At 49.5% G+C, this 9,016-nt stretch carries 4 protein-coding genes and 2 CRISPR repeat arrays; all 4 genes read left to right on the top strand.

Annotated features, from left to right (window positions below; genetic code table 11):
- Nucleotides 1-147: 147 nt before the first annotated feature.
- A CRISPR array of direct repeats spans nucleotides 148-574; the repeat unit is 32 nt.
- 855 nt (nucleotides 575-1,429) lie between these two features.
- Nucleotides 1,430-2,901: a CRISPR direct-repeat array (repeat unit 32 nt; unit sequence GTCGCTCCTTACGCGGGAGCGTGGATTGAAAC).
- 367 nt (nucleotides 2,902-3,268) lie between these two features.
- The 4 genes from A7K91_RS01230 (at nucleotide 3,269) to cas7c (ending at nucleotide 9,014) form a co-directional block, all read left to right on the top strand.
- On the top strand, nucleotides 3,269-5,530 hold the full coding sequence (locus tag A7K91_RS01230) for a CRISPR-associated helicase/endonuclease Cas3 (RefSeq protein WP_068678860.1): 2,262 nt from the start codon (nucleotides 3,269-3,271) through the stop codon (nucleotides 5,528-5,530).
- Nucleotides 5,531-5,545: 15 nt separating this feature from the next.
- Complete coding sequence (gene cas5c, locus A7K91_RS01225) at nucleotides 5,546-6,193, top strand: type I-C CRISPR-associated protein Cas5c (RefSeq protein WP_068678858.1); 648 nt, start codon at nucleotides 5,546-5,548, stop codon at nucleotides 6,191-6,193.
- A complete protein-coding gene (gene cas8c, locus A7K91_RS01220) occupies nucleotides 6,190-8,049 on the top strand; it encodes a type I-C CRISPR-associated protein Cas8c/Csd1 (RefSeq protein WP_068678856.1) in 1,860 nt (619 codons plus the stop codon). Before cas5c ends, cas8c begins: the two co-directional genes overlap by 4 nt.
- Nucleotides 8,050-8,132: 83 nt before the next feature.
- A complete protein-coding gene (cas7c, locus tag A7K91_RS01215) occupies nucleotides 8,133-9,014 on the top strand; it encodes a type I-C CRISPR-associated protein Cas7/Csd2 (RefSeq protein ID WP_068678854.1) in 882 nt (293 codons plus the stop codon).
- Nucleotides 9,015-9,016: the final 2 nt, after the last annotated feature.

Raw genomic sequence — 9,016 nt, 5'->3', positions numbered from 1 at the left:
GGGTTTTCAGGATTTTTGAGTACATTTGCATGACACCTATGAAACTTCCATCAATTGGGACGAACTGCATAAGTCATGTTAAAATAGAATAGATTCGCACTTTTGCGCTTGCGAGCCCTTGCTCAGCAAGGGCTCGCGAGTGCCGCTGTCGCTCCTCATGCAGGAGCGTGGATTGAAACCGCTTGCTGGCGTTTATCATTTCGTTAAGCGTTGTCGCTCCTCATGCAGGAGCGTGGATTGAAACGATGGATTAAAAATGGGAATCACCTCTGCTGGAGGTCGCTCCTCATGCAGGAGCGTGGATTGAAACGCCAAAGGCCACAGGATCGTCCCAATACAAGTCAGGTCGCTCCTCATGCAGGAGCGTGGATTGAAACTACCCGTAGTAGCGTTAGTGACTGTCCCGTACTCGTCGCTCCTCATGCAGGAGCGTGGATTGAAACGGTCATGCCCGATTTTATTAAGTGTTCTGTCTTGTCGCTCCTCGTGCAGGAGCGTGGATTGAAACCCTCGCCGCCCGCCATTTCCGTATTGGTAAGGATGTCGCTCCTCGTGCAGGAGCGTGGGCTGAAACACTGCCCTTACTGTTGCTGCTTTAATCCATTCCTGTCGCTCCTCGTGCAAGAGCGTGAATTGAATCTGATGACTATCGGCATACCCAGTGCATGGAAGGGGTGTTTTTCTATGTTCGTCAAGATGGCTACCCAATAGACTTTAGACATATGTTAAACATGGTATTGAGTTGATTCTGATTCTGAAAAATTGAGTTAATAAATAGGAGCTGTCCAAGTTGCGTTGGCTCTGGACTTCAATGATAGGGACTGTGCTCATAAAATAGGACAGTCAAGCCATTAGGCTACAGTAGTGTGCAACTTGAGGTTACGGGGGCTTTACGAGAGGGGAATCGACTTTCAGTCAGGAGATTGGAGAAACAAGAGCCTTCAGATTCCAATCAATGAGCCACATCTTTAGGGGCCTTGAAGGAACTTAAAAACCATATGTGACTGGGAACGAGACCTGAAGACGGGTTTAAAGTTATCCGGTCGGTTAGAAGGATGGGGCTGGCAAAAATGCTGAGGTTTCTCATCAATGATTTACAGCTAATGAGAAACGAAATAATCAATTTTAAAAAACATTACCGCTTGTATCGGAAGAAGTTGATAATTTAGCCTATAATAATTGGTTGTATGGAACGAAGATGAAATCAAAACTATTAAAAAAGTTTTAGAATCGGAAATGAGATTTTAATGATGTAAAGGCTAGTGCGAACCCCAAGCTCACATGAAATTCCCGGGAGATTCGCACCCCGCGTCCTGACTGGCTTTTTCATGAAATAACATCGAATTTTTGAATGTTTAGAGTTACAATATAAGAGGTTCGCACTTTTGGGCCTCCAAGCTCTTGCAGGATAAGGGCTCGTGAGTGCCGCTGTCGCTCCTTACGCGGGAGCGTGGATTGAAACCCTTGGGCTGGCGGTGCGTCTGATTGGCTGCCGGTCGCTCCTTACGCGGGAGCGTGGATTGAAACCGTCAGCATATCAATTAATCGCTGGTAATACGAGTCGCTCCTTACGCGGGAGCGTGGATTGAAACTACCGGAATCATGGATGCTGTTATCGCTCAAATGTCGCTCCTTACGCGGGAGCGTGGATTGAAACATACACCGGATCCTTTGCTCCGGGCGATGAACGTCGCTCCTTACGCGGGAGCGTGGATTGAAACATTTTGATGGCTCTTTCCAAATACTTTTTACCAGTCGCTCCTTACGCGGGAGCGTGGATTGAAACCCCGACGGCCCCGAAGTCTTTAACATTGACGCCAGTCGCTCCTTACGCGGGAGCGTGGATTGAAACTGGCGGCATCTGTGAACGTTGCTACAGGGCAAAGTCGCTCCTTACGCGGGAGCGTGGATTGAAACACCAGCGCTCTGCGATTGCCCTGTATAGCTTGTAGTCGCTCCTTACGCGGGAGCGTGGATTGAAACTGGCAGTTGAGAGAATGAGGCCGCTGTCCCCAAGTCGCTCCTTACGCGGGAGCGTGGATTGAAACACTGGAGCGATGACAGGAGTGTTTTATGTGGTTGTCGCTCCTTACGCGGGAGCGTGGATTGAAACATGAGTACATCAAGCGGATTTCTGCCGCCAAGGTGGTCGCTCCTTACGCGGGAGCGTGGATTGAAACGAGCTAATCGGCCAAGCGCGGGCGCTCCCTTGAAGTCGCTCCTTACGCGGGAGCGTGGATTGAAACGTCTCGGAGGCCTGTGGCCAATTAGTTACTTTGGTCGCTCCTTACGCGGGAGCGTGGATTGAAACTTCGCAATAGAAGAGGAAAGCTGTTTGAATCTCGTCGCTCCTTACGCGGGAGCGTGGATTGAAACCAAGAGGCTGATTTAATCGCAGGCACACCAGACGGTCGCTCCTTACGCGGGAGCGTGGATTGAAACACGGAGGATACCCTTGCCAGCCTTTTAGTGTTGCGTCGCTCCTTACGCGGGAGCGTGGATTGAAACATTGAATTAAAAACATTTAATCAAATGAGCCAAGTCGCTCCTTACGCGGGAGCGTGGATTGAAACTCGTTTATCGTAAATCCTGTCCCACCATGTGCCTGTCGCTCCTTACGCGGGAGCGTGGATTGAAACCTCGTCCGTCCTGTCCTCAATACCATAAAGTTGGTCGCTCCTTACGCGGGAGCGTGGATTGAAACAACAAGAAATATGATGAGCTCATTATACAGGTGGTCGCTCCTTACGCGGGAGCGTGGATTGAAACAACAATAGTATGGAATACATCCTCCAGAATAAGAGTCGCTCCTTACGCGGGAGCGTGGATTGAAACAACGATACACCTGGTATCTTGTTGAGTTTTTCGAGTCGCTCCTTACGCAGGAGCGTGGATTGAAACGCTATTTCCTCCGCTATGATTTGCTCGTACTTCTTGTCACTCCTTTCCCCACGTTGTCACGCTGCGCTCATGCAAGCTTCCCATGTAGAAGCATGCATGAGATCAGAACCCCACATGTGAAAGACCCAATCGTTGTTGAAAGGAAGTTACGCCAGGAAGCGCATCTTATGAATAATTGAAAGCGCTTTCTAAATGTGCTAATCATTCACGTTTCGACACAATTACCCAATTGATGATATTTAATAAAAAAATGAGATATTTTTGAAGGAATGTAACCTCGGTTGTAGAATGGTTTATTTAAGCCCTTTATGGGTCTAAAGTCATACGCGAGTTTCATTATTCCTTTTGATTCGACAGGAGGAGATAAATGGCATTTTATGCACATAGCAGGGATGACGGGGATTTTCAGTTGCTGCATGTTCATTTGTTAAATGTAGCACAAAGATGCGAAGCAAACGCACAAGCCTTTGGAGCTAAGGAACTGGGTTATTTGGCAGGCTTGCTTCATGATATCGGGAAGTATTCGGAACCGTTTCAACAAAGGGTGCAGGGAAAAAATGTGCGGGTTGATCATTCGACTGCCGGGGCAAAGTGGATACTGGAAAAAGCGTCCTGCCATCAGCATATCGGTACGAGCGGTGCGGCCAATTACTTGGCCAGGCTGGTGGCGTTGTGTATAGCTGGGCATCATGGCGGTTTGCAAAACTATGGTACCCGCGATGAGGAAGGAACGTTTAAGCGCCGTGTCTCAAAAAGCTACTCCGAGCTTCCGAAATGGACATCTGCCTGGGATGAAATACAGGTGCCAACGGGGAGAATTCCGCTCCCGCCATTATTTCAACCGAATTTGCTTTTTAAGCATAAGGATCATTTGGCCTGGAAGTATAGCTTTTTGGGCAGAATGCTCTATTCCTGCCTGGTTGATGCGGACTCGATAGATACAAGGGATTATACCTGCGAGGCAGATCGCATCCTTATGCAGGGGCGCAAGCAGCCCGCCATGCAACAATTGCTGGAGCGATTGGATCGGTTTTTGCAGCCTCTTGAAAAAGCGGAGCAAAGTGTCATTAATATGCAACGCAGACGTATCCAGGAGTCCTGTCGAAGGCAAGCGCGAAGCTCGAAACGAGGGTTATTCTCCCTTTCAGTGCCAACGGGCGGCGGCAAAACGTTATCCTCCCTGGTATTTGCTCTGGAGCATGCGGCAAGTCATAAGCTAAGACGAATTATATATGTAATCCCGTTTACAAGTATTATAGAGCAAAATGCAGCCGTATTCGCCAGGGCGTTAGGCGAGGATGCCATAGTAGAGCATCACAGCAATTTTAACCTGGATGAATACGAGGAAAATCATAGCGCTGCGGAAGTACGGCAACTCAAGCTTGGCACGGAGAACTGGGACGCTCCTGTCATCGTGACAACCTCTGTTCAATTTTTTGAATCCTTATTCTCCAACAAAAGAAGCAAATGCCGCAAGCTGCATCATATTGCCGGCTCTGTCATTGTGCTGGATGAAGCGCAAAGTCTCCCGCGCGGCTACGTGAAGCCTTGCCTGCATGCGCTGCAAGAGCTGGTGGAGCATTACAACTGCTCGGTCGTGCTTTGTACGGCAACACAACCTTCGTGGGACAAGCTTGGTTTTCCAGCCAAGGAGCTGATGGATGCGCCAACGCCGGGCGAGCTGATGGATACGTTCAAAAGAGTACATCTCACATCGTACGGGGCGCTTGACGATAGAATTTCAGATGAAACGGTTGCGGACTGGATCATGGAGTCGGAGCAAATTCTTTGCATCGTCAATACGCGAAAGCATGCCAGGCTGCTGTATGATCGTCTGCAATCTTTTGAGCAAGAGGGACTTTATCATTTGAGCGGCCGGATGTGCGCGCTTCATCGCCAACTGATATTTAAGGAAATTAGGGAGAGGCTGCGTGACGGCTTACCTTGCCGCGTTATTTCCACCCAATTAATTGAAGCTGGGGTGGATGTTGATTTTCCCAAGGTATTGCGGGCGATGGCCGGACTGGACTCTATCGCGCAAGCGGCAGGCAGATGTAACAGGGAAGGCCGATTGGACATCGGCGAGGTCATTGTTTTTTATCCGGAACGGCATGGTATGCCTGAGAAGGGCTGGATGAAGGAGACGGCGGCGGAGGCGCAGCATGTGCTTCGTTATGAAGAGGAAGCTTTCTCGCAGGCGGCTATGCAAAACTATTTTGACCGTATCTATGGATTAAATGACAACACCGTCCTTCAAAAAACGGATAGCCAAGGCATTATGTCGCTGCTATCGGACAAAAATGGAAATCTGGAAATCCCGTATGAGGAAATTTCTAATCGGTTTGAGTTTATTGACGGACAAATGCAAAGCATTGTGATTCCTTTCGATCAGAAGGCGCGGTCCATACTGGAGTCGTTACCGTATAGCCAATATCCCGCTGCTGAGCTGCGCAAGCTACAGCCGTATTCTGTTCAAGTCTATTCGTTTGAATTGGCTGCGATGAAGTCGGCCGAGCTGCTTCAGAAAAGCGGAGGTGTGCTTTATTTGACGGAGATGGCTTACTACAGCAAGCAAACGGGCCTGTTGCAGCCGGATGATGTTGTGGAGCATGAGGTCTTATTATTTTAGAAGGGGGCAGCCTGCATGGGGTTTGGAATCAAGCTGAAGGTCTGGGGCGATTATGCCTGCTTTACAAGACCCGAAATGAAGGTGGAGCGGGTTAGCTATGATGTGATAACGCCATCGGCGGCAAGAGGTATTCTGGAAGCGATTCACTGGAAGCCTGCCATTCGGTGGGTGGTGGACCGTATACATGTGCTGAATCCTATCATTTTTGAAAATATTCGACGCAATGAAGTAGAGTCCAAAGCTTCCCCGCGCAAAGAAGCTATCTATGCTGCAGAGGAGAGGCAGCAACGAGCGTCTATGGTGCTGCGGAATGTGGCTTATATTATCGAGGCTCATTTTGAAATGACGGATCGGCAAGGGGCCGAGGACAGCCCGGAGAAGCACTATAATATTTTTCTGCGAAGAGCGCGTCAGGGGCAATGCTTTCATAGACCTTACTTCGGGACACGGGAGTTTCCCGTCAGCTTTGAGCTTATTGAGGATTCGGAAGCCCTGCCTGAGAGTCCGCTGCAAGGCACTACTGATCTGGGGTATATGTTGTACGATCAGGATTTCAGGCTTAATGACAAGGGAGAGGTACAGGAGATTACGCCTTATTTCTTTCGGGCTCAAATGGTAGATGGCCGGATTAGCATACCTGGTCCGTTGGAGGTGTTCCGATGATTTTGCAGGCGCTCCATGCTTATTACCACCTATTGCTGGAGCAGGACGGCGGCGATATGCCGAAGGAAGGTTATTCCGCAGCCGATGTATCATTTGAGATTCATGTGGACACTGAGGGGCGGATCGTTGATGTTGTTCCTTATACGAACGAAAAGGGCAAGCTGGTTCGGAGAACGTACAATGTGCCAGAGCAGGAAAAGCGAACGGTCAAAATTACGCCTTATTTTTTGTGTGATAAGGCGGAGTATTTTTTTGGAAAAGCGCTGGGGATGCGCCCCGCATGCAGAGAGGCAATGCAGGAGCTATGGCGAAAGGTGCTTGCTCAAGCAGACAGCAGGGAGCAGTCTCCAGAGCTTATGGCATTGACTGCTTTTGTGGAAATGGAACCCGAGCCTCTGGCCGATCAGCTTGAACGGCTATTAAGCGAAGAGATGAAAGCCTCGCTCACTACTGGCGGATTATGTGTACTTAAATATGCGCCGACCGGACGTTTTCTGCATGATAATCGGTTGCTGCAAGCGGCCTGGGAGAAGTATTTGGTGTCTGGACAGGGAGATGTTGCCTCTAATGACGCAACACAAATCTGTCTGATTTCGGGAGAAGCGGTGCCGGTGAGTGAAATCGCCAGGCTTCATCCCAACATTAAGAATGTCATAGGCGCACAATCGTCCGGCGCGGCTATTGTCTCGTTTAATAAGGATTCCTTTGTTTCGTTTGGCAGAGAGCAATCCTTTAATGCGCCCACCTCAAAGAAAGCAGCCGATGCATATGGCTACGTGCTGAACAAGCTGCTCGCCGATCCCAAGCATCGCGTCCGTATGAATGATACCACTGTTGTATTCTGGGCGGAATCGTCAGTGGACCATGAGCAGCAGTTCCTGGCCAGTCTGATGCAGGAGGATCGAAGCGAGGAAACAGATGAGGAGGGACCGCCTGATCCCGAAAGCGTACGCGAGCGTGTAAAAAGCGCGGTGTATCGCGTGCGAAACGGTCAGGAGTTTCGAGATACCTTTACGGACCTGAACCCGGAAACCACCTTTTACGTGTTAGGCTTGTCACCCAATGCGGCGCGATTGTCGATTCGTTTCTTTTATAAGGGGACGCTTGGCGAGATCGGGGATAGGGTTTGGCAGCATTATAAGGATCTTTCGCTGAAGGGATTGGATCGGACTCCAACCGTGAGACAGCTGCTGAAAGAGCTTGCAGTTGGCCATGACTGGAGCAATATTCCTCCCAATATGGAGGGGCAGATGCTCCGTTCGATTTTGCAGGGGCTGCCTTATTCCAAGGCCATATTCGCGCAGCTCATTAACCGGATTCGAGCAGATTCGGATGATCCTCGCAAAGGGTTATATAAGATTGGCAGTATTCGTGCAGCCATGCTAAAAGCTTATTTGCTGCGTGCCAGTAGGAGCGGTAAAAACGGGGTTAAGGAAGGGGAATTGTCGGTGGCGGAAAATAAGGAGTCTACAAACGTAGCATATAACCTGGGAAGATTGTTTGCTTGTCTGGAGAAAGCGCAGAAGGACGCGCTTGGAGCGGGCATTAACGCAACGATTCGAGACCGTTTCTGGGGAGCAGCTTCTGCTTCGCCAGCCAGTGTATTTCCAAGGCTGCTCCATTTGGCGCAGCATCATGTTTCCAAAGATGACAAGTGGGGCGGCTACAACAATGATTTGATTGGCAAGGTAATGGTTGCTTTACCCGAACGTTTGCCGCGACGCCTAACCTTGGAGGAACAAGGAATGTTTGCCATTGGCTATTATCATAAACGTGAAGGCTTTTACACTTCTTCAGCGAAGGAAGCCGGGGAAGCGGGAGCTGCTGCTGAAGCTGTAGATGAGCCGCAGAGCTAATCCCTGATAGCGATGAAGCACTGGCTTGACTCGACCCGAAAACTTGAGCATCTTCCAAAAAATTGAGAGTGAGGAATATAATTATGGCTGAAAAGACTCCCCTAACGAAACGTTATGAATTTGTCCTGTTGTTTGATGTGGAAAACGGCAATCCAAACGGAGACCCGGATGCTGGCAATCTGCCACGAATCGACCCGGAAACGGGCTGCGGGCTAGTGACTGATGTATCTCTTAAACGCAAGGTTCGTAATTATGTAGAGCTGGCGCAAGGCGAACAGGATTCTTATGCCATATATGTCAAGGAAGCGGCTGTCCTTAACAACTTGAACAAGGAAGCTTTTCTTCATAACCCCGATATTGAACTGAAGGAAAACAAGCCGGACAAAATGGCGGCAAAAAAGAGGGAGGATCAGCAGACGCTTGCCAGGTGGATGTGCGACAAATATTACGATATTCGCGCCTTCGGAGCAGTGATGACAACAGGTGTTAACTGCGGACAGGTGCGCGGGCCGGTGCAGTTCAGCTTTGCGCGAAGCATTGATCCGATTTCCCCTATGGACGTGACGATTACACGTATGGCCGTCACTAATGAGAAGGATGCGGAGAAGGAGCGCACCATGGGCCGTAAAAGCATCGTTCCTTATGGTTTGTACAAAATGGAGGGTTTTATTTCTGCGCCGCTGGCCAATCAGACGAATTTTGGCGAGGAGGATCTGGAGCTTCTATGGAGCTCGCTTATCAATATGTTCGATCATGATCGGTCCGCTTCGCGTGGTAAGATGTCAGCGCAAAAGCTGATTGTTTTTGAGCACGATAGCAAACTTGGCAATGCGCCGGCCCATAAGTTGTTTAAGCTTGTGCAGGTTCGCCGCAAGCCGGAGGTGGATATACCGAGAGCCTTTGAAGATTACGAGGTGGAAATTCTTTCTGCTTCCGAGGGCGTTCGGATTCTGGAGAAGCTGTAGAC

The organism is Paenibacillus oryzae, assembly GCF_001675045.1.
Taxonomy (GTDB): domain Bacteria; phylum Bacillota; class Bacilli; order Paenibacillales; family Paenibacillaceae; genus Pristimantibacillus; species Pristimantibacillus oryzae.
The sequence above is the reverse complement of the archived record's forward strand: the minus strand, read 5'-3'. Positions and strand labels throughout refer to the sequence as shown.